Origin of the sequence: Falsiroseomonas stagni DSM 19981 (assembly GCF_900114315.1) — a bacterium.
GTDB lineage: Bacteria > Pseudomonadota > Alphaproteobacteria > Acetobacterales > Acetobacteraceae > Falsiroseomonas > Falsiroseomonas stagni.
This window is the reverse complement of record NZ_FOSQ01000015.1, coordinates 102237-122134: the sequence shown is the minus strand read 5'-3', so window position 1 is coordinate 122134 and position 19898 is coordinate 102237. Positions and strand designations below refer to the sequence as shown.

General features: G+C 69.8%; 20 protein-coding genes. 8 read left to right on the top strand and 12 right to left on the bottom strand.

The window, feature by feature from the left end; all coding sequences use genetic code 11:
* On the bottom strand, positions 1–255 hold a 255-nt coding region (locus tag BM041_RS25980; protein WP_245762243.1), incomplete at its 3' end, for a helix-turn-helix domain-containing protein.
* 177 nt (positions 256–432) lie between these two features.
* Between BM041_RS25980 and BM041_RS31975 the strand changes: the two genes are divergently transcribed.
* Positions 433–1533, top strand: a complete 1101-nt coding sequence (locus tag BM041_RS31975) for a hypothetical protein (protein ID WP_139226184.1) — start codon at positions 433–435, stop codon at positions 1531–1533.
* Positions 1534–1596: 63 nt separating this feature from the next.
* Here the strand turns inward: BM041_RS31975 and BM041_RS25970 are convergent, their stop codons facing one another.
* Positions 1597–2727 (bottom strand): TMEM43 family protein, encoded by a 1131-nt coding sequence (locus BM041_RS25970; RefSeq protein ID WP_092962829.1) that lies wholly within the window; start codon positions 2725–2727, stop codon positions 1597–1599.
* Positions 2728–2863: 136 nt separating this feature from the next.
* Between BM041_RS25970 and BM041_RS25965 the strand changes: the two genes are divergently transcribed.
* The 5 genes from BM041_RS25965 to BM041_RS25945 are packed head-to-tail and all read left to right on the top strand — an operon-like array spanning position 2864 to position 8529.
* Positions 2864–4114, top strand: coding sequence for a sarcosine oxidase subunit beta family protein (locus BM041_RS25965; protein WP_092962828.1), 1251 nt, complete (start codon positions 2864–2866; stop codon positions 4112–4114).
* Positions 4115–4116: 2 nt separating this feature from the next.
* The gene (locus BM041_RS25960; protein ID WP_092962827.1) at positions 4117–4368 is read left to right on the top strand and encodes a sarcosine oxidase subunit delta; all 252 of its coding nucleotides are present in this window, start codon (positions 4117–4119) and stop codon (positions 4366–4368) included.
* On the top strand, positions 4365–7307 hold the full coding sequence (locus BM041_RS25955) for a sarcosine oxidase subunit alpha family protein (RefSeq protein WP_092962826.1): 2943 nt from the start codon (positions 4365–4367) through the stop codon (positions 7305–7307). The genes BM041_RS25960 and BM041_RS25955 overlap by 4 nt, the downstream gene beginning before the upstream one ends.
* Positions 7300–7773, top strand: a complete 474-nt coding sequence (locus tag BM041_RS25950) for a sarcosine oxidase subunit gamma (protein WP_092962825.1) — start codon at positions 7300–7302, stop codon at positions 7771–7773. The genes BM041_RS25955 and BM041_RS25950 overlap by 8 nt, the downstream gene beginning before the upstream one ends.
* Positions 7774–7779: 6 nt before the next feature.
* A complete protein-coding gene (locus BM041_RS25945; protein ID WP_092962824.1) occupies positions 7780–8529 on the top strand; it encodes an alpha/beta fold hydrolase in 750 nt (249 codons plus the stop codon).
* On the opposite strand, the gene BM041_RS25940 is transcribed toward BM041_RS25945, so the two are convergent.
* Positions 8530–9390, bottom strand: a complete 861-nt coding sequence (locus tag BM041_RS25940) for a CoA-binding protein (protein ID WP_092962823.1) — start codon at positions 9388–9390, stop codon at positions 8530–8532.
* A 12-nt stretch (positions 9391–9402) separates the two neighbouring features.
* On the opposite strand from BM041_RS25940, the gene BM041_RS25935 reads away from it, so the two are divergent.
* Positions 9403–10542, top strand: a complete 1140-nt coding sequence (locus BM041_RS25935; protein ID WP_092962822.1) for an ATP-grasp domain-containing protein — start codon at positions 9403–9405, stop codon at positions 10540–10542.
* Here the strand turns inward: BM041_RS25935 and BM041_RS25930 are convergent.
* Positions 10537–10992 carry a DUF3237 domain-containing protein gene (locus BM041_RS25930; protein ID WP_217648849.1) on the bottom strand — a complete coding sequence of 152 codons (456 nt, stop codon included), beginning with the start codon at positions 10990–10992 and terminating at the stop codon, positions 10537–10539. The genes BM041_RS25935 and BM041_RS25930 overlap by 6 nt on opposite strands.
* Positions 10993–11009: 17 nt before the next feature.
* Entirely contained in the window at positions 11010–11426 is a 417-nt protein-coding gene (locus BM041_RS25925) for a rhodanese-like domain-containing protein (RefSeq protein WP_092962838.1), read from the bottom strand.
* Positions 11427–11541: 115 nt separating this feature from the next.
* Here BM041_RS25925 and BM041_RS25920 point away from each other — a divergent pair, with 115 nt between their 5' ends.
* Positions 11542–11757, top strand: coding sequence for a hypothetical protein (locus BM041_RS25920; protein WP_092962821.1), 216 nt, complete (start codon positions 11542–11544; stop codon positions 11755–11757).
* A gap of 6 nt (positions 11758–11763) precedes the next feature.
* Here the strand turns inward: BM041_RS25920 and BM041_RS25915 are convergent, their stop codons facing one another.
* The 7 genes from BM041_RS25915 to BM041_RS25885 form a co-directional block, all read right to left on the bottom strand.
* Positions 11764–12936 carry an isovaleryl-CoA dehydrogenase gene (locus tag BM041_RS25915; RefSeq protein WP_092962820.1) on the bottom strand — a complete coding sequence of 391 codons (1173 nt, stop codon included), beginning with the start codon at positions 12934–12936 and terminating at the stop codon, positions 11764–11766.
* A gap of 4 nt (positions 12937–12940) precedes the next feature.
* Positions 12941–14545, bottom strand: a complete 1605-nt coding sequence (locus BM041_RS25910; protein ID WP_092962819.1) for an acyl-CoA synthetase — start codon at positions 14543–14545, stop codon at positions 12941–12943.
* A complete protein-coding gene (locus BM041_RS25905) occupies positions 14542–15777 on the bottom strand; it encodes a phenylacetate--CoA ligase family protein (RefSeq protein ID WP_342713820.1) in 1236 nt (411 codons plus the stop codon). Before BM041_RS25905 ends, BM041_RS25910 begins: the two co-directional genes overlap by 4 nt.
* Positions 15768–16544: an ABC transporter ATP-binding protein gene (locus BM041_RS25900; protein ID WP_456303969.1), complete on the bottom strand. Its 777-nt coding sequence runs from the start codon at positions 16542–16544 to the stop codon at positions 15768–15770. Before BM041_RS25900 ends, BM041_RS25905 begins: the two co-directional genes overlap by 10 nt.
* Before the next feature lie 62 nt (positions 16545–16606).
* Positions 16607–17896: an ABC transporter substrate-binding protein gene (locus tag BM041_RS25895; protein WP_092962816.1), complete on the bottom strand. Its 1290-nt coding sequence runs from the start codon at positions 17894–17896 to the stop codon at positions 16607–16609.
* Between the two features lie 35 nt (positions 17897–17931).
* Positions 17932–18999 (bottom strand): branched-chain amino acid ABC transporter permease, encoded by a 1068-nt coding sequence (locus BM041_RS25890; protein ID WP_092962815.1) that lies wholly within the window; start codon positions 18997–18999, stop codon positions 17932–17934.
* A 1-nt stretch (position 19000) separates the two neighbouring features.
* Positions 19001–19894, bottom strand: a complete 894-nt coding sequence (locus BM041_RS25885; protein ID WP_092962814.1) for a branched-chain amino acid ABC transporter permease — start codon at positions 19892–19894, stop codon at positions 19001–19003.
* Between the last annotated feature and the right edge of the window lie 4 nt (positions 19895–19898).

Sequence of the window (19898 nt, the reverse complement as noted above, 5' to 3'; positions counted from 1 at the left end):
CAGCAGCGGCTTGCGGCCGACGCCCTCCTTACGGTTCGACAGACCGGAAACGCCTTCGGCATTGTAGCGATGAACCCAGTCCCGCAGCGTCTGCCGATCCATCCCGCAGGTCTCTGCCGCAACCGCTCGCGGCACGCCCTCCAGCACCAGTGCCAGGGCCAGCATGCGGCGCGCCGCCGAGGCGTCACGGCTTCCCGCCGCCAGGCGTCGCAACTCCGACGCCGTATGGTCCTTCCGGTCTACCGACACCGCCATGATCCGCCCCTTCCGCCCTCAGGCGCAGCGAATCACACATCGACAGCGCACCAACATCACCATCGAGTCAGCCATTCAGGGCGCTGGTATAACACGGCTCTGCCACGATTGGGTGAGATCGTGGCGCAGCCCGGCGCGAGCCCCTATCCTGCGCCGCACCGCAATCCGGAGACCCCCTTGTCCCTGCGCGCCGTCGCCCTGGCCGCCCTGCCCTTCGTCTTCGCCCTGCCCGTGCAGGCGCAGTCCTTTGAGGGGCCGGTAACCGGCACGCTGGATTGCCCGGCGCGCAGCCTGTTCGACAGCGGCAGCACGCCGGTGCGCGGCCAGGTGCGGAACGGGGAGATGACGGTGACGCTGCCGGAGATGGTGGTCAGCGGCCGCATCCTGAACCTCGGCTCGGCGGCGGTGCGGCTGGAAGGCGAGACGCGGCAGATGACGGCGGCCTTCACCGGCGTGGTCCTGGCCGGTGGCCAGTTGCATGCGCGCGGCGTGGTCGGCGACCGGCCCTGCAACCTGAACCTGGCGCTGTCCACCGGCGCGGCGCAGCAGCCCAGGCCCCAGCCCCAACCCCAATCCCAGTCCTCTGGGGCCGGCGGCAGCCTGGAGGGCGCCTGGGCCGGGACGGTGAACTGCCCGACGCGCGACCTGTCGGACAGCGGGGAGATCCAGGCCCGCGGCACCGTGGTGAACAACGTGCTGTCCCTGGCCTTCGAGGATGTGCGCGTGGCGGGCCGCATCCTGGGCGTCAGCCCGACGCCGCTGATGCGCCTGGATGGCCAGGGGCCGCGCAGCGGTGCCGCCAGCTTCGATGCCCTGGTCGTGACGCCGCAGCGCATCCATGCGCGCGGCCTGGTCGGCCAGCAGCCCTGCAACGTCACGCTGACGCCCGCGCGCCCCGCCTCGGCCCCCATCCAGGCGGCGCCGCGCCCGCCGGTGGCGCAGCCGCAGGTCCAGCAGGCCGCGCGCCCGCCGGTGGATGGCGGCGTCGGCAAGCCGGGCGGACCGATGAGCCAGCAGGGGCTGGGCGGCGGGGATGAGAAGCCGCCGCCGCTCGGCGCCGCGCCGGCCTTGCCCGCGCCCGTGCTGCCCACGCCGGTGCTGCCCGCGCCGCCGCCAGAGCCGCAGCGCCCGCCGCCGGTCGCCAGCGCGCCGCGGCCGGTGCTGCCGGGTGCCGCCCCGGCGCCCACCCCGGCACCCGTCGCGCGCCCGCCCGGCCCGGCGGCCGCGGATCAATTGGCCTGTGCCCTGGCGGGCACTTGCCCGCCACCTCAACGATAGATGGGCACTTGCCCGCCACCTCAACGATAGATGGGCACTTGCCCGCCGCCTCAGCGATAGGCGTCAGGCCGGCTTCGCGACCGGCACCCGGCGGCGCAGCCGGGTCAGCGCGAAGGCCGCCGCGGCACCCGCCGCCAGCACGCCGATCGCGACCAGCGGGCGGTAGAACAGCCAGGCGACGGCGATGACGGTCGGCGCCAGCAGCAGCGTCAGCACGCCGGCCACCAGGCTGGTGCCGAAGCCGACCAGCCAGCCCAGCGGCGGGATCACGTCGGCCAGCACCTTCACCGGCCGCATCAGCAGCGCGAAGGCCACGAACATCAGCACCGCCCCCACCAGGCGCAGCACCCAGGTGAGGATCGCGTTCCCCTCCTCCGCCGCGCGGAACATCTCCGCCGGCGTGCGGCGGCCCGGTTCCACCATCATCAGCCGGTCGCCGGCGCGGGTGGCGTAGGGGGCGAAGCCGTCGCCGGATTGCGCGGCGATGACGGATAGCGCCTCCGGCCGCGCGGCGGACCAGGTGATGCGCAGATCGCCGATGCGTGGATTGGCGGGATCGGCACCGATGTAGCGCAGGCTGTCGCCCGTCGCGCCGGGGGGCGACAGCGTCTCGTTCGCGGCAATGGCCGAGAGTTGCGCCTCCGTCAGCCGGAAGCCGTTCAGCGTCACGCCCTGGGCCATGAAGCTGCGGCTCGTCTGGCGCGGCGTGGGGTTCTGGTGGCCGTCGGGCTGGCGGAAGCGGGACGAATCGATGCGCCCCTCGGCCCAGCCCCTGGTGTAGCGGTAGGTCGTCACCGTCTCCGTCCCGCCGCCGAGCTTGTTGCGCGTCTCGCTCTCCTGCTCCTCCTTCCACTGGAACATCTCCACGCTGCGCACCAGGCGGAGGGTTCCGTCGGGCGCGGGCGCGCCGAATTCGGGGTCGCGCGGCGGCGTCGCGATCCGGGCGGGGCCGGCGACATGGACCAGCCGGCCCTCATTCGCACGGTCCAGGCGCTCGACCGGCAGTACCAGGCCGGCGCCCTCCGCCAGGGATTGCGCGGTCTGCACGGCGCGGCCCTCATTCCAGAACAGCAGCGCACCGGAGCCGGGGACCAGCACCAGGCCGATCAGCAGCCCGGTCAGCGCGCCCCCGAGGCGGGAGAACCAGGACTGGCTGGTGGTCTCGGTGACGACATCCTCGATGTCCACAGGCATGGCGCGGAACTCCTTCGCTCACCGATCCGTAACAGGATTGGACTGCCTGTCCATCGCCGCCACGGGCGCGGCGATGTCGTGCTGTTTCGGGCGGGGCTGGCTGGCCGTGGTGGTTGGGGTGGGGTTAGATGACCCCATGAAGTATTCGGCCCTCGCCATCCTGCGCCATGCGCTGACCGGCAACCGGTCCTGGAAGCCGGTCTGGCGACAGCCGGAGCCGCGCGCGGCCTATGACACGGTGATCGTCGGCGGCGGCGGGCACGGCCTGGCGACGGCGCATTACCTGGCGAAGCTGCACGGCATCACCGATGTGGCGGTGGTGGAGAAAGGCTACCTCGGTTCCGGCAATGTCGGGCGCAACACCACCATCATCCGCAGCAACTACCTGCTGCCCGGCAACACGCATTTCTACGAGCACAGCATGAAGCTGTGGGAGGGGCTGGAGCAGGACATCAACTACAACGCCATGGTCAGCCAGCGCGGCGTGCTGAATCTGTGCCACAGCGATGGCCAGCGGGATGCCTATGCAAGGCGAGGCAACGCGATGCGCATCGCGGGCGTGGATGCGGAACTGCTGGACGCGGCGCAGGTGAAGGCCATGCTGCCGCTGCTGAACACCGACAATCCGCGCTTTCCCGTGAAGGGCGGGCTGCTGCAGCGCCGCGGCGGCACGGTGCGGCATGATGCCGTGGCCTGGGGCTATGCACGCGCGGCGGATTCCCGTGGCGTGGACCTGCTGCAGAACACGGAAGTCATCGGCATCCGCGTGGAGGGTGGCCGCGTGCGGGGCGTGGAGACGACGCGCGGCTTCATCGCGGCGAAGCGCGTGGGCCTGGCCGTCGCGGGCAACACCTCCCGCGTCGCGGCCATGGCCGGGCTGCGACTGCCGATCGAAAGCCATGTGCTGCAGGCCTTCGTGAGCGAGGCCGTGAAGCCGATGATCGATTGCGTCGTCACCTATGGCGCCGGCCATTTCTACGTCAGCCAATCCGACAAGGGCGGGCTGGTCTTCGGCGGCGACATCGATGGCTACAATTCCTACGCCCAGCGCGGCGGGTTGCCGGTGGTGGAGGATGTGATGGAGGGCGGCGTGCAGCTGTTCCCCGCCATGTCCCGCCTTCGCTACCTCCGCCAATGGGGCGGGATCATGGACATGTCGATGGACGGATCGCCCATCATCGACCGCACGCCGGTCGAGGGACTCTTCCTCAATTGCGGCTGGTGCTACGGCGGCTTCAAGGCGACGCCCGCTTCCGGCTGGTGTTTTGCGCATACCATCGCGACGGGGCAGCCCCACGCGCTGAACGCCGAATTCCGCCTGGACCGCTTCGCGACAGGGGCGGTGCTGGATGAGAAGGGGGTCGGCGCGCAGCCGAACCAGCACTAGCCATGATGATCCCCTGCCCCTTCTGCGGCGCGCGTGGCAGCGCCGAATTTGCGACCGTCGGATCGAAGCCGCCGCCGCGCCCGGCGCCCGATGCGCCGCCCGAGGCGTGGCATGACTACGTCAACCTCCGCGACAACCCCGCCGGGCTGCATGACGAACTCTGGCAGCACGTGCATGGCTGCCGGCAATGGCTGGTCGTCACGCGCGACACGCGCAACCACGCCATCGCCGCCGTGAAGGCGGCGCGCGCATGACCAGGCTCCCCACCGGTGGCGCGATCGACCGCGCCACCACGCTGCGCTTCACCTTCGACGGCCGCGGCTACACGGGCCATGCGGGCGATACCCTCGCCTCCGCGCTGCTCGCCAATGGCGTCACGCTGGTCGGACGAAGCTTCAAGTACCATCGCCCCCGCGGCATCTGGGGCATCGGCGCGGAGGAACCCAACGCGCTGGTCGAACTCCGCGGCGGCGCCCGGCGCGAACCCAATACCCGCGCCACGGTGGCGGAACTGTTCGATGGGCTGGAGGCGACGTCCCAGAACCGCTGGCCCAGCCTGCGCTTCGATGCCATGGCGGTTAACGGGCTGCTCGGCCCCGTCTTCTCCGCCGGTTTCTACTACAAGACCTTCATGTGGCCGGCCTCCTTCTGGGAGAAGGTTTATGAGCCGCTGATCCGCCGCGCCGCCGGCCTTGGCCGCGCGCCGGATGCACCGGACCCCGATGCCTATGAACGATCGCATCTGTTCTGCGACGTGCTGGTGATCGGCGCCGGTCCCGCGGGGCTGGCCGCCGCGCTGGCCGCAGCGCGCACCGGCGCCCGGGTGGTGCTGGCGGATGAGGATTCCCGTGTCGGCGGCAGGCTCCTCCAGGACCGGCAGGAGATCGATGGCGCGCCCGCCGCGATCTGGGCGGAGAAGGTGCTGGCGGAACTCCGCGCCATGCCCGACGTGACGCTGCTGCCGCGCACCACCGTCTTCGGTGTCTTCGATGATGGGCAGTACGGCGCGCTGGAACGCGTGGCGGACCATCTGGCGGAGCCCCCGCCGGGCACGCCACGCCAGCGCGCCTGGACCATCGTCGCGAAGCGCGCCGTGCTGGCCGCCGGCGCGGTGGAACGCCCCATCGCCTTTCCCGGCAATGACCGCCCCGGCGTGATGTCCGCCGCCGCCGCGCGCGGCTACCTCAACCGATTCGCGGTCCTGCCCGGCAGGCGCGCCGTGGTCTTCACCGCCGGCGATGATGGCTGGCGCACCGCCGCCGACATGCTCGCCGCCGGGGCGGAGGTGACGGTGGTGGATGCGCGGCGCGACATCTCGCCCGCCGTCACGGCGATGGCCGCGAAGGCGCGGCAGGTGCTGGGCGGGCGCGTCACCGGCACCACCGGCCGGCTTTCGCTGACGGGCGTGGAGGTCGAGGGCACCGGCCGGATCGAGGCCGATCTCCTCGCCGTCGCCGGCGGCTGGAACCCCACGCTGAACCTCAGCGCGCATCACGGCGGCAGGCCGGTCTGGAACGACACGATCCACGCCTTCACCCCCGGCACGCCGCCCCCTGGCCTGGCCGTGGCCGGCGCCGCCGCCGGCCGCATGACACTCGCCGCCTGCCTGGCCGATGGCGCCAGCGCGGGCCTGAACGCCGCGCGCGATGCGGGGCATGACGGCCAGGCCCTGACCCTGCCGCGCGCCGATGACGAACCGGCATCGCTGGTGCCCTTCTTCCATGTGAAGGGTGGACGCGGCAAAGCCTTCGTCGATTTCCAGCACGACGTGACGGCCGACGACATCGCCCTCGCCGCGCGCGAGGGCTTCCGCAGTGTCGAGCACGCGAAACGCTACACCACCCTCGGCATGGCGACGGACCAGGGCAAGACCGCGAATGTCGTCGGCCTCGCCATCCTGGCGGCCGAGACCGGCCGCACGATTCCCGAGACGGGCACGACGATGTTCCGCCCGCCCTACACGCCGGTCGCGATCGGCGCGCTGGCCGGCCACCATGTCGGCCGCGCCATCAAGCCCACCCGCCGCACGCCGCTGCATGACTGGGCCAGGCGGAACGGTGCGAGCTTCGTCGAGACCGGCCCCTGGCTGCGCGCCGAATGGTACACACGCCCCGGCGAGCGCGGCTGGCGCGACAGCGTGGACCGGGAGGTGCTGAATGTCCGCGCCGCCGCGGGCGTCTGCGATGTCTCGACGCTCGGCAAGATCGAAATCGTCGGCCCCGGCGCCGCCGCGCTGCTGGACCTGGTCTATGCCAACGACATCTCGACGCTGCCCGTCGGCCGCATCCGCTACGGCGTGATGCTGCGGGAGGATGGCTTCGTCATGGATGACGGCACCGTCGCCCGCCTGGCGGAGGACCGCTTCTTCGTCACCACCACCACGGTCAACGCCGGCAAGGTGATGCAGCATATCGAGTTCTGCCACCAGGTGCTGCGCCCGGACCTCGATGTCGCGATCCTGTCGGTGACGGATGCCTGGGCGCAGGTCTCGCTGGCCGGGCCACGGTCGCGCGACATCCTGGCGGCCATCACGCCGGCCGATGTCTCCAACACCGCGCTGCCGCACATGGCCTGCGTGGAGGCGATGGTCGCGGGCGACATTCCCGCGCGGCTCTACCGCCTCAGCTACTCCGGCGAGCTGGCCTATGAGATCGGCGTGCCGCCCGATGACGCCGAACGCTTCATGGAGGCGCTGATGCAGGCCGGCGCGCCGCATGGCCTGGCACCCTATGGGACGGAAGCGCTGGGCGTGCTGCGGATCGAGAAGGGCCACGCGGCGGGCGCCGAGCTGAACGGCCAGACCACCGCGGGCGATCTCGGCCTGGCGCGCATGCTGTCCAGGAAGAAGGACTTTCTCGGGTGCGCGATGGCGACGCGCCCCGCGCTGGTCGATCCCGCGCGCCCCGTGCTGGTGGGGCTGAAGGCGCTGGATGCCGGGCAGGTCATCAAGGCCGGGTCGCATCTCTTCCAGCCCGGCGCGGCGATCTCGACCGATAACGACCTCGGCCACGTCACCTCCGCCTGCTGGTCGCCGCATCTGGGGCACATGATCGCGCTCGGCCTGCTCTCCGGCGGCGCGGCGCGGATCGGCACGCGCATCCGCATCCACGACCCCATTCGCGGCGGGGATGCGGAGGCCGAGGTGGTGAAGCCCGTCTTCATCGACATCGAGGGGGGGCGCAGCCGTGGCTGAGATCGGCGTGCTGCTGACGGATCGCCGGCGCCTCGGCCTCACCGCCCTGCACGGCCCGGCGGACCTCCTGCCCGGCCTGCCGGACCGCCCCGCCGCCGTCGCGCTGCCGCAGGGCACCGCCATCTGGACCGCGCCGCGGCAATGGCTGCTGGTGCATCCCCGCGGCGCGGCGCCGGATGTGGCGCAAGCGAATCGCACACCGCTGACCGGCGCGCGCCGGATCATCAGCCTCGCCGGCCCCCGCATGAGGGAGGCGCTGGCCACCTTCCTGCCCATCGACCTGCATGACAGCGCCTTCCCCGATGGCGCCGCGGCCAGCACCATCGGCGCCTATATACCGCTGCTGGTCTGGCGGCAGGGCGATGCCTTCAACCTCGCCTGCTACCGGTCCTTCGGCGACTCGCTGATGGAAACCCTGGTCACCGCGTCCCGCAGCCGCGGCCTGCTGGTCGCCCCAACGGATTGAACCGCCATGCCCTTCTACGAACGAGGCGACGTGCGCATCCATTACGAGGAAGCCGGCAGCGGTTTTCCCGTGCTGATGATCCCGGGCGGCGGGCTCAATTCCACGATCCCCTTCCTGACGGAGAAGGGCCCCTTCAACGCACTGGCCGAGTTCAGCGACGAATTCCGCTGCATCACGCTCGACCTTCGCAATGCGGAGGGTGGCGGCTCCTCCGGCCCGCTGGAACCCGATCGCCCCTGGGATTCGCATACCGATGACCAGCTCGGCCTGATGGATCACCTCGGCATCGATCGCTTCCTGGTGCTGGGCTTCTGCATCGGCGGGCCCTTCATCTGGAACCTGCTGAAGCGCGCCGCGCATCGCATTCCCGCCGCCATCCTGGCGCAGCCCAGCGGCTTCCGGCCGGAAAAGCCCGCGCTGTTCTACGACAACAACATGACGGGCTGGGGCCCCGCGCTGGTCGCGCGTCGCCCCGACATCAGCATGGACCAGGTGGAGCGCTACCTCCGCCGCATGTATGCGACCGATCCGGATTTCGTCTTCACCGTCACGCGCGATTTCGTACGGCAGTGCCAGACGCCCGTGATGATCCTGCCGGATGACGTGCCCGCGCATCCCTATGCCGTGGCGATGGACGCCGCGATGCTAGCGCCCCAGGCGCAGCTCAGCCTCTATCCCTGGAAGGATCCGAAGGAACGGATGCCACTCGCCATCCGCCACATGCGGAGTTTTCTCCGCGCCCACACACCGCGCTGACTACAGGCGCTTCAGCGCCTCGATCGCCTGTTCCGGGCGCTCCACCGTGATGGCACCGGCAGCCGCCAGCGCGGCGAGCTTCGCGGCCGCCGTCTCCCGCTCCGCCCCCGCCAGCGCGCCGGCATGGCCCATGCGCGTGCCCGCCGGCGCGTGACGGCCCATCACCAGCGCGACCAGCGGTTTCCCCAAAGCCGGCAGCGCGGCGGCCAGCGCGTATTCCTTGTCGCCGCCGAGTTCACCGCAATACAGCACCGCATCCGTCGCGGAATCCTCGGCCAGCGCCGCCAGGTATTCATGCGGGTTGCGGCCGATCACCAGGTCGCCACCCATATGGATCACGGCGCGCTGGCCGATCCCCGCCTCCGTCAGCAGCCGCGCGATCGCCAGCGTCAGCGTGCCGCTGCGGCACAGCAGCGTCACGCGGCCCGGCGTGATGAATTCCGGCGCGATGGAGCCCAGCAGCATCTGCCCCGGCACCGCCAGGCCCAGCGTATTCGGCCCCACCAGCCAGCATCCAGCCTCCCGCGCGATGGTCGCGGCCTTCAGGCTGTCATGCACCGGGACGTATTCGGCCGCGGCGACGATCAGCGGGATGCGCGCCGCGACGCCATCGCGCACGGCATCCAGTACGCCATCCGGCGGCGTGTAGAGCACCGCCGCATCCGCCGGCGCATCGAGCTGCGAGAGGTCGTCCAGCAGCGGCAGCCCATCCTGGATGGTTCCGCCACGGCCGGGCGCGATGCCGGCCACGATCGATGTGCCCGCCGCACGCATGGCGGCGACCTGCGCGCTGGCGTAGCGTCCGGTAGGATTGACGATGACGACGCGTTGCGGCGCGCTGTGCAGGAATGTGGGTGTCATGGGGGGCGGAGCATGCGGTTGACGGAGTGGGACGGCAAGGTGGCGCTGCGTCGTCACGGCATATCGCTGCCCGATGCCGCGCTGATCACCGGCGACTTGCCGCCGCCCGGCTTCGATGACGCGGTGGTCAAGGCGCAGCTGCTGGAAGGCGGGCGCGGCAAGCGCGGCCTGGTGCGGCGTGCGGAGGGCGATGTGCCCGGCACGGCGCGAACCATCCGCGGCCTCCTCGGCGATCCCGCCGCGCCGCTGATGCTGGAACAGCCCGTGGCGATCGTGCAGGAGATCTTCCTCGCGCTGCGCGTCGACGGCACCGCGCAGGCGATCGAGGTGCTCTGCGCGCCCGATGGCGGCGTGGAGGTGGAGTCGGGCGCGCCGCCGCTGCGCTGGCACATCCTGCCGGAGGCGCCGGGCGCCATCGCCACGGGGCTGCGCGTGCTGCGCGACCGCTTCGCCCCCGACATCGCCGCGCGCCTGTCACGCCTGGCCGTGCGACTCGCCCGCGTGATGGTGGCCGAGGACCTGGAGAGCCTGGAGATCAACCCCCTCGCCCGCCTCGCGGACGGCACGCTGCTGGCCTGCGACTGCAAGGCGGTGCGGGACGAAGCCGCGGGCTTCCGGCACGACAACGCCGGCACCGCCCTTTCCGCGGCGCTGGAGGAAGCGGCGCTGACGCCGCTGGAACGCCGCGCGCGGGACCAGGGCTTCCAGATGGTGGAAATCCCCGGCGGCCGCGTCGCCATGGTCACGGCCGGCGCGGGGCTCGGCATGATGATGCTGGACCTGCTGGGCGATGCCGGCTGCCCCGCCGCGTGCTTCATGGACAACGCCCAGGGCGGCCCGGCCGAGACCGCCGTGCAGCGCTTCGCCGCGGCCTTCGAGATGGCGGAACGGCCCGGCATCGACGCGGTGCTGTTCTACACCACCCTCGCCTCCCGCCCCCTGAAGGGCCGGGTGGAGGCGCTGGCGGCGGCGCTGCGGGAGAAGCCGTCCCCCAAGCCGCTCTTCGTCGGCTTGGCGGCCGGCCACGCCGCGCTGGCGGGCTATTCGATGGAACGCGCGGCCGCGGACCTCGCCGCCGTCGGCGTCACGGCGCTGGAGGCAGACCCGCATGCGCTGGTCCGCCGCCTGGCCGCGACGATCGGCGGTTCATAGCACCGCATAGACATCGTAGACGGGGCCATCGGGAAAGCGATGCCCGACGGCCACCGCCAGCAGCCGGTTCAGCCATTCATGCGGCCCCGGCCCGGTTTCGAACCGGATCGCCGTGCGCATGTAGTAGCTGCCCGGCGGCACGGCCTCCCCGGCCGCCATCCGCGCCGCGACATCGGGTGGGGCGTGGCGCACGCCCTGGTAGGTGATGCCGATCACCTGTCCGTCATCGGCCTGCAGCACCGCCCGCACATCCAGCCGCGTCGCGCCATCGCCGCCCGTCAGCAGCCAATCCGCCCCGCCGGGCAGGACCGTGCCGTTCAGCCCCGGCCCGTGGAAGCGGCCCCCGGTGATGAGGGCGACCCGGCGTTCGCCCAGCGGCATGTCGCCGATGACCTGCGGCGCGGCCACGGCGATTTCCATGCGGAACAGGAAATCGGTGGCAAGCTCCATGCGTTCCATCGTGGCGTTCACCGCTGGCGCCAGGGCAGGCCATCGGCCTTCCAGCCGGCGACGCTGCCGCGATGCCCCTCCGCATCCACCGGGCCTTCGAAGCCATCGGCGACGTTGAAGGCGTGCGGGAAGCCCGCGGCCTGCGCCGCCTGCCCGGCCGCCAGGCTGCGCGCGCCCGACCGGCAGATGAAGTAGAGCTTCGAGGTGGCCGATGCGCCGGCGCGGCGCAGATGCTCCGCGAAGGCGCCATTCACCTGCATCGTCGGATAGACCTGCCACGGGATCAGCACGACCTGCTTGCCGAATTCGGACAGGTCCGGCACGCCCACGAAATTCCATTCCGCATCGGTGCGCACATCGACCAGCACCGCATCGGGATCCTCGGCCAGGGCCTGGAAGGTGGCGCGGGGACTGACATCCGGAACACCGGGCATGGGGGAATCTCCCTCGGAGTTGAATGGGGCCAGGATGGCCAAAGCCATACCTGGCGGCAACCTTCGCCGCGCACCGGCCTTTCCTGACGGTGCACTGCAAGGACCCGTAGCACCCATGTCAGGCATTACCCAGGACAACCGCATCCCGCTGACCGGCCGCGACATCGAATTGACCGATACCGATGTGCCGGTGGCCGACCATCGCGACCATATGGGCCGTCCCACCGTGAACAGCGTGGGGGAGACCTTCCGCCAGGACTGGCCCTGGATCGTCGCGTTGATCGCGCTGATCGCCTTCGATATCGCCGCCCTCGGCGGCTATTTCCGCTGAACGGCGTCAGGCCGTCTCCCGGAAGATCTCCCGCCCGATCAGCAGGCGCCTGATCTCGCTGGTGCCGGCGCCAATCTCGTAGAGCTTGGCGTCGCGCAGCAGCCGCCCCGCCGGATAATCGTTGATGTAGCCGTTGCCGCCGAGAATCTGGATGGCATCGAGCGCCGCCTTCGTCGCCGCTTCCGCCGCGAAGAGGATCGCCCCGGCCGCATCCTTGCGCGTCGTCCTGCCGCGGTCGCAGGCCTTCGCCACGGCGTAGACATAGGCGCGGCACGCATTCAGCTGCGTGTACATGTCCGCCACCTTGCCCTGGATGAACTGGAATTCGCCGATCGGCTGGCCGAACTGCTTGCGGTCATGGATGTAGGGCACCACCAGGTCGAGGCATGCCTGGAGGATCCCGATCGGCCCCGCCGCGAGCACCGCGCGTTCATAGTCGAGGCCCGACATCAGCACGCGCACGCCGCCGCCCACGGCGCCGAGCACATTCTCCTCCGGCACCTCGCAATCCTCGAAGACCAGTTCGCTGGTCGGGCTGCCACGCATGCCGAGCTTGTCGAGCTTCTGCGCCGGGCGGAATCCCTTGAAGCCGCGCTCGATCAGGAAGGCGCTGATGCCCTTCGGCCCGGCGGCGGGATCGGTCTTCGCATAGACCACGAGGGTCTCGGCGTAATGCGCGTTGGTGATCCACAGCTTGGTGCCGTTCAGCACCCAGCGATCGCCGCGCTTCTCCGCCCGCAGCTTCATGGAGACGACGTCGGAGCCCGCGGAGGGCTCGCTCATCGCCAGCGCGCCCAGATGCTCCCCGCTGATGAGCTTCGGCAGGTAGCGGCGCTTCTGGTCCTCCGTCCCGTTGCGGCGGATCTGGTTGACGCAGAGATTGCTGTGCGCGCCGTAGGAAAGCCCGACCGAGGCGCTGGCGCGGCTCACTTCCTCCATGGCCACGCAATGGGCGAGGTAGCCCATGCCGGCGCCGCCATACTCCTCCTCCACCGTGATGCCATGCAGGCCGAGTGCGCCCATCTCCGGCCACAGGTAGCGGGGAAATTCGTCGGTGCGGTCGATTTCCGCCGCGATGGGCGCGACGCGGGCATCGGAGAAGGCGCGCACGCTGTCGCGCAGGGCATCGACCTCATCGCCCAGGTCGAAATCGAGCAGCGGGAGCTGGTTGGCGGACATGGCTTCAGTCCTTCGTCGCGAAGCGGCGGCGCAACTCGCCGCGCATGATTTTTCCCGTCGTCGTCTGGGGCAGAGCGTCCACGAATTCCACCTGGCGGGGGTAGAGGTGGCCCGCGAGGCGCGTCGCCACGCTGCGCTGGATATCGCTGACCAGCGCCTGGTCCGCCACGATGCCGGGCTTCGGCACCACCACCGCGCAGACGCGTTCCGTCCGCAGCGCGTCCGGCAGGCCGATGACGGCCACCGCGGCGATGGCCGGGTGCGACTGGAGAAAATCCTCGATCTCGCCGGGGCCGATGCGATAGCCGGCGGAGGTGATGACATCATCGTCGCGACCGACGAAGGTGACGTAATCCTCCTCATCCATCACCGCCTGGTCGCCGGTCAGCAGCCAGTCGCCGTGGAACTTCGCGGCCGTCGCCTCCGGGCGGTTCCAGTAGCCCAGGAACATCACGGGATCGGGCGCGCGGATGGCGATGGTGCCTTCAGCGCCGCGCGGCAGCACCGCACCATCGGGGCCGAGGATCGCCACCTCATGCCCCGGCACCGGCTTGCCGATGGCGCCGGGCTTCACGGGGAACAGGCCGGCGCAAGAGGAGATCGTCAGGTTGCATTCGGTCTGGCCGTAGAATTCGTTGATCGTCAGGCCGAAGGCAGCGCGGCCCCAATCCAGCATCTCCGCGCCCAGGCTTTCGCCCCCGCTGCCGACGCTGCGGAGGTCCAGGCCGAAACTGGCGGGATTGGGCACCTGCCGCAGCATGCGGAGTGCTGTGGGAGGCAGGAAGGCGTTGCGCACGCGGTAATGCGCCATCAGCCGCAGCGCGTAATCGGGATCGAACTTCGCCATGCGGTGCGCGACGACGGTGACGCCGTGGTACAGGCTCGGCAGCAGCACATCGAGCAGCCCGCCGATCCAGGCCCAATCGGCGGGCGTCCAGAAGGTATCCTCCGGCTGGGGAAAGAATTCATGCGGCATCTCCACGCCCGGCAGATGCCCGCGCAGCACCCGATGGCCATGCAGCGCGCCTTTCGGGCTGCCCGTGGTGCCGCTGGTGTAGATGATGAGGGCGGGATCATCCGGCCCCGTAGCGACGCAGTCGTGCCGGTCGCTCGCGGGTTCGATCAGCTTGTGCAGATCGGCGCCGCCATCGATATCCAGCACGTGGCGCAGCGCCGGCAGATGATCGCGGATGAAGCGCAGCTTCCCCGCGCCGACGCCATCCGTCACCAGCGCCACCGCGGCGCAGTCGCGCAGCCGGTAGGCCAGCGCCTCCTCTCCGAACAGGGTGAAGAGCGGCACGGAGATCGCGCCGATGCGCCAGGCCGCGAGATGCGTCAGCAGCGTTTCCTGGCATTGCGGCAGCAGCACGCCGATCCGGTCCCCGCGCCCGATGCCCATGGCAAGGAAGAGGTTCGCGAGCTTGCAGGAGCGGTGGCGGAGATCGTCATAGCCGATGAGTTCCGTGACGCCATCGGCCAGCACCTGCATCATCGCGAGGCGGCGGCTGCCATCCGCCCAGCGGTCGCAGACTTCCTCCGCCAGGTTGCAGCGCGCCGGGATGTTCCAGCGGAAGCCCGCCCGCAGCGCCGCGTAAGCGTCCCCCTTCATGTCGGCCTGGTGTCGTCGATCACCTTGCCGTCGTTCTGCAGGGCCCCGGGCTCCACCAGATCGATCACGCCGCGCAGCCGCGTATGGCCGGCCAGGCTGCGCGCCAGGCTTTCCACCAGGCTCGCATCGCGCACCGGCGATTCGACGCGCAGCACCATCGTGTCCCGCGTCTCCGCCAGGCCGATCACGAGGCGTGCGCGGCCGAGGCCGGGATGGTCCCGCATCACCGCCGCCACCTGTTCCGGCCGCACGAACATGCCGCGCACCTTGGCCGCCTGGTCCGCGCGCCCCATCCAGCCCTTGATGCGCATGTTGCTGCGCCCGCAGGGCGAGGCCCCCGGCAGCACGGCGGAGAGGTCGCCGGTGGCGAAGCGGATCAGCGGATAGGTCTCGTTGAAGGTGGTAACGAGAACCTCGCCAACCTCGCCCTCCGGCATCGGATCGCCGGTGCCGGGGCGCACGATCTCCAGCAGCACATCCTCATCGACGATCAGCCCCTCCCGCGCCTCGGACTCATAGGCGACAAGGCCGAGATCGGCGGTGCCGTAGCTCTGCAGCACCGTCATGCCGCGCGCGGCGTAGAAGGCGCGCAGCGCGGGCAGATAGGCGCCGCCCGTGACGTGGCCGAGCGTCAGGGAGGACAGGTCAAGCCCGAGCGCATCACCCGCTTCGAGGATCGACTTGAGAAAATCCGGCGTGCCCGCATAGCAGGTCGGCCGCAGATGCGCCGCCGCCCGCGCCTGGCTTTCGGTGTTGCCGGGCCCGGCGGGAAAGACCGGGCAGCCCAGCGCCCGCGCGCCTTCCTCCAGCATCATCCCCGCGGGGGTGAAGTGGTAGGCGAAGCAATTGTGCAGCAACTGGCCCCGTCGCAGCCCCGTCGCGTGCAGCGCGCGCGCGAAGCGCCAGGGATCGCGCCCTTCCGGCTGCGGTTCGTGGATCGGGCCCGGGGAGGCGAAGACGCGCGGCAGATCGGCAAGCGGCAGGGTCGTGAAGCCGCCGAGCGGGGGCGCGGCCGCCTGCGCCTCGATCAGCGCGGACTTCCGCGTGACGGGCAGGTGCGCCAGCGCCGCGCGATCCGTCACCGCGTCAGCGTCCACATCCGCCAGCATCATCGCATAGGCCGGCGCCCGCGCCTTCGCATGGGCCACAAGCCGCGGCAGCGCCGCGCGCAGCGCGTCATCCCGCGCCGCCGCGCTCCGCGTCTCCCGGTCGTCGTAATGGGTCACAGCCACCGCTTTCGCCGCTTGTAGGATTTCAGGTTGCGGAAGGATTTCCGGTCCGCGCCATGACCGCCGAGGTAGAATTCCTTCACATCCTCATTGTTCGCCAGCGCCTCCGCCGATCCATCCAGCACCACCTTGCCCTGCTCCATCACATAGCCGTGCGAGGCGACCGACAGCGCCATGCGCGCATTCTGTTCGACGAGAAGAATGGTGATTCCCAGATCCTCGTTCAGCTTGCGGATGATGCCGAAGACCTCCTTCACCAGCAGCGGCGACAGGCCCATGGAGGGCTCGTCCATCAGGATCAGCGTCGGGCGCGCCATCAGCGCGCGGCCGATCGCCAGCATCTGCTGTTCGCCGCCGCTGAGGTATCCCGCCAGACCCGTGCGTTCCTTGAGACGCGGGAAGTAGTCATAGACCATCTCGATGTCGCGCTTCACGCCGGCGTTGTCGCTGCGCGTGAAGGCGCCGAGGCGGAGATTCTCCAGGCAGGTCATGTCGCTGATGATCCGTCGGCCTTCCATCACCTGGAAGATACCCTTGCGGACGATCTGATGCGCCTCGATTCCGTTCAGGCGTTCGCCAGCGAAGCGGATGTCGCCGCGCGTGACCTCCCCTTCCTCCGATTTCAGCAGGCCGGAGATCGCCTTCAGCGTGGTGGATTTGCCCGCACCATTGGCACCCAGCAGCGCGACGATCTTCCCCTTCGGCACCGTGAGCGAGAGCCCGCGGAGCACCAGGATCACATCGTTGTAGACAACCTCGATATTGTTCACCTCAAGCAAGGGTGGCTCCCCCGTCGCCGGGGGAGCCGTTGCCGGAAGCGTTGCCGCCTCGCTCACCAGCCGAGCCAGTCGCGGCGGCGCTCAAGCTCCACCACCGTCACGGGTTCGACCTTGATCGTGCCGGCCTGCACCAGTTCGGCCACCGAACCGGCCGAGGTGTTGCCGTTGACGACGGCGCGGTAGATGCCGACGCGGAGCGTGCCGCGATGGTCATCCGGGGCGAAGCTGGAGGGGTTGCAGACGCCCTCGAAGCCCCGCGGCACCCAGTTCTGCCGGGCGTAGAAGCCTTCCCGGATGCGTTCCGCCGCCACCTGGCCGCCATTGGCACCGGCGGTCTCCATCGCCTCCACCATCAGCATCGCGCTGCAGATGCCGGCGAGGTAGTGGACCGGCCGATAGGCCGTGCCGGCGGCGTCGGAGATGCGGCTGATCTCCCGCACCGCGCGCATGCCCGGCACATCCTGGCCCCAGACGGCGCCGGTGCGGACGGGGAAGATGACGCCATTCGCCGCCGTGCCCGCGGCCTTCATGGCGTTCTCATCCATGCCCCAGACATTGCCCATGAACTGGACATTCACCCCGGCCGTCTGGCAGGCGCGAAGGACGGAGATATTGGAGCCCGCGGTATTGCCGAGATAGGCGTAGTTGGCGCCGCCATTGCGCAGCGTCAGGCATTGCGCGGTGTAGTCGCCCGGCGTCAGCGCGAACTGGATCGCGGGCAGCACATCGAAGCCAAGTTCACGCGCCAGCGTCTCACCCGCTTCCTTCGGCGAATTCGGATAGGGGTGGTTGGCGCCCATATGGACGTATTTCGGCCGCCCCTGCTGGCCCCGCGCGCGCCAATCCTGCGCCGCCCATTGCAGCATGGCGCGCAGCGCGTCCGAATAGGACGGGCCGTAGAAGAAGTTGAAGGGTGCAGCCTCCACGCCCTGCCGCCCGGATCGCCCGGCGGCATCCGTCAGCGTCGCGGCATAGGACCCGCTGATGTAGGGGATGCGGTCGCGCGTGACGAAGCGCACCAGCGCTTCCGTATCCGCCGTGCCCCAGCCCTGGATGGCGACGACGCGCTGGCGCCCCGTCCAGGCCTGGTACTGGCTGACCGCGCGCGGCGCGGCATAGCCGTAGTCGAAGCCGGAGACATCGAGCTGCCGCCCATTGATGCCGTTGCGCGTGCGGTTCACCCACTGCAACGCATCCGCCACGCCCTGGCCATAGGGCACGCCCACATCGCTGGTGGCGCCCGAATTATCCATGAGGTGCCCGACCGGAATGCGCTGCGCGGCCGCGGGCAGCGCCGCCGCCATCGCCGCCATCGCGCCCATCAGCAGATGCTTGACCTTCATCGCCTTGGTCCTCCCCTTTGCCGGCGTTGGGCCGGTCAATGTGAATACGGGTAGAGCTTCCAGTACGCCTTGATCAGGCGCCACCGCCTCGCGAGCCCATCGGGCTCGAAGATCAGGAACAGGATGATGGCCGCGCCCACCACCATCTCCCGCAGGAAGGAGATGGAGGCGCCGAGCCGAAGCGCCTGGTCGATCGCGCTGCCCGCCAGCGCTTCCGCCCCCCATTGCGTCACCTCCGGCAGCATCACCATGAAGGCCGCGCCCATCAGGCTGCCCATGACGGAGCCCAGGCCGCCGATGATGACCATGCCGAGGAACTGGATGGAGAAGAGGATGTTGAAGGCCTCCACGCTGACGAAGAGCAGATAATGCGCGTAGAGCGCGCCGCCAATGCCGGCATAGAGCGAGGCGATCCCGAAGCTCAGCGTGCGGTAATAGGCCAGGTTGATGCCCATCATCTCCGCCGACAGGTAATGGTCCCGCACCGCCACCAGCGCCCGCCCATCGCGCGACCGCATCAGATTGGCGGCGCCCACGAACATGATCACCACCCAGGCCAGCGTCAGGTAGAAATAGGTCTCGTCCCGATCGAAGGCGAAGCCGAACAGTGTCGGGCTTTCCGTCATCCGCCCCGCCACGCCGCCGGTGAACCAGCGCGCGCGGGCGAAGAAATCCTCCAGGATGAACTGCGCCGCCAGCGTCGCGATGGCGAGGTAGAGGCCCTTCAGGCGGGCCGCCGGCGCGCCGAAGACGAGCCCGATCAGCGCTGTCACGATCCCCGCCAGCGGAATGCAGAGCATGACCGGCACGCCAAGATTCTCGTGCAGCCAGGCGGAGGTGAAGGCGCCGAGCCCGAAGAAGGCTGCGTGCCCGATGCTGATCTGCCCGGTGAACCCAACCAGGATGTTCAGCCCCAGCGCCGCGATGCCGAGGAAGCCGATATTGATCAGCAGGCTGAGTTCATACCGCCCCAGCAGCAGCGGCGCGGTGCACAGCAGCAGGATCCCGATGACCAGCGCGATGCGGCTGTTGCGCGTCGGAAAGATCGTGGTGTCGGCGCGGTAGCTGGTGCGGTAGTCGCCCGCGGGGGTCATCGCGACCATGTCACACGCGCTCGATATTCTTGGTGCCGAACAGCCCGTAGGGCTTGATCAGCAGGATGATGACCAGGGCGTAGAAGGGCGCAATCTGGAACATGTTGCCCCAGTTCAGCCATTCGCTGTCGATGTAGTGCGCCCAGTTCTCCAGCAGCCCGACGATCACGCCGCCCAGCACCGCGCCGATGATGCTGTCCAGCCCGCCCAGGATCACCGCCGGGAAGACCTTGATGCCGTAGAAGGACAAGGCGGAGGACACGCCATTCACCACGCCCACGACGACACCCGCGACCGACGACACGACGGCCGAGATGGCCCAGGACATGGCGAAGACCTTCGGCACGGAGACGCCGAGTGACTGCGCAACCTGCTGGTCGAAGGCCGTCGCCCGCATCGCGAGGCCATGCTTCGACGCCGTGAAGAACCAGCCGAAACCCGCCATGATGAGCAGCGAGATGCCAAGGCTGACCAGGTAGACCGTCTGCACCTCCAGCCCCAGCACGCTGATGCGTTCCACCGTGAAGATCGGCGGAAACGGCTTGGCAAAAACACCAAAAATCCACTTCATCAGCGCCTGGAAGAAGATGCCGAGGCCGATGGTTGCCATGATGACGCTGATCACCGGCTCCCCGATCAGCGGCCGCAGCACCACCACCTGCAGCACCAGGCCGAACAGCGTCATGAACACCAGGGTGAAGAGGAAGCCGGCATAGAAGGGAAGCTGCCATTCCGTCAGGAACCACCAGCACACCCAGGCGCCAACGAGCAGGAACTCCCCCTGCGCGAAGTTCACGACCTGGGATGCCTTGTAGATCAGCACGAAGGACATCGCGACCACGCCATAGAGCGCGCCGACAATCAGCCCGTTCAGCGTGAGTTGCAGCAGCAGCGTCAGGTCCATCGTC

What these genes read in the sequence shown, in the direction of transcription:
- BM041_RS25925 (WP_092962838.1), bottom strand. Translation starts at nt 11,426, where the DNA reads ATGCCCGGTGTTCCGGATGTCAGTCCCCGCGCCACCTTCCAGGCCCTG.
- BM041_RS25910 (WP_092962819.1), bottom strand. Translation starts at nt 14,545, where the DNA reads ATGAAGGGGGACGCTTACGCGGCGCTGCGGGCGGGCTTCCGCTGGAAC.
- BM041_RS25920 (WP_092962821.1), top strand. Translation starts at nt 11,542, where the DNA reads ATGTCAGGCATTACCCAGGACAACCGCATCCCGCTGACCGGCCGCGAC.
- BM041_RS25915 (WP_092962820.1), bottom strand. Translation starts at nt 12,936, where the DNA reads ATGTCCGCCAACCAGCTCCCGCTGCTCGATTTCGACCTGGGCGATGAG.
- BM041_RS25960 (WP_092962827.1), top strand. Translation starts at nt 4,117, where the DNA reads ATGATGATCCCCTGCCCCTTCTGCGGCGCGCGTGGCAGCGCCGAATTT.
- BM041_RS25885 (WP_092962814.1), bottom strand. Translation starts at nt 19,894, where the DNA reads ATGGACCTGACGCTGCTGCTGCAACTCACGCTGAACGGGCTGATTGTC.
- BM041_RS25970 (WP_092962829.1), bottom strand. Translation starts at nt 2,727, where the DNA reads ATGCCTGTGGACATCGAGGATGTCGTCACCGAGACCACCAGCCAGTCC.
- BM041_RS25935 (WP_092962822.1), top strand. Translation starts at nt 9,403, where the DNA reads ATGCGGTTGACGGAGTGGGACGGCAAGGTGGCGCTGCGTCGTCACGGC.
- BM041_RS25895 (WP_092962816.1), bottom strand. Translation starts at nt 17,896, where the DNA reads ATGAAGGTCAAGCATCTGCTGATGGGCGCGATGGCGGCGATGGCGGCG.
- BM041_RS25945 (WP_092962824.1), top strand. Translation starts at nt 7,780, where the DNA reads ATGCCCTTCTACGAACGAGGCGACGTGCGCATCCATTACGAGGAAGCC.
- BM041_RS25890 (WP_092962815.1), bottom strand. Translation starts at nt 18,999, where the DNA reads ATGGTCGCGATGACCCCCGCGGGCGACTACCGCACCAGCTACCGCGCC.
- BM041_RS25940 (WP_092962823.1), bottom strand. Translation starts at nt 9,390, where the DNA reads ATGACACCCACATTCCTGCACAGCGCGCCGCAACGCGTCGTCATCGTC.
- BM041_RS25930 (WP_217648849.1), bottom strand. Translation starts at nt 10,992, where the DNA reads ATGGAGCTTGCCACCGATTTCCTGTTCCGCATGGAAATCGCCGTGGCC.
- BM041_RS25955 (WP_092962826.1), top strand. Translation starts at nt 4,365, where the DNA reads ATGACCAGGCTCCCCACCGGTGGCGCGATCGACCGCGCCACCACGCTG.
- BM041_RS25965 (WP_092962828.1), top strand. Translation starts at nt 2,864, where the DNA reads ATGAAGTATTCGGCCCTCGCCATCCTGCGCCATGCGCTGACCGGCAAC.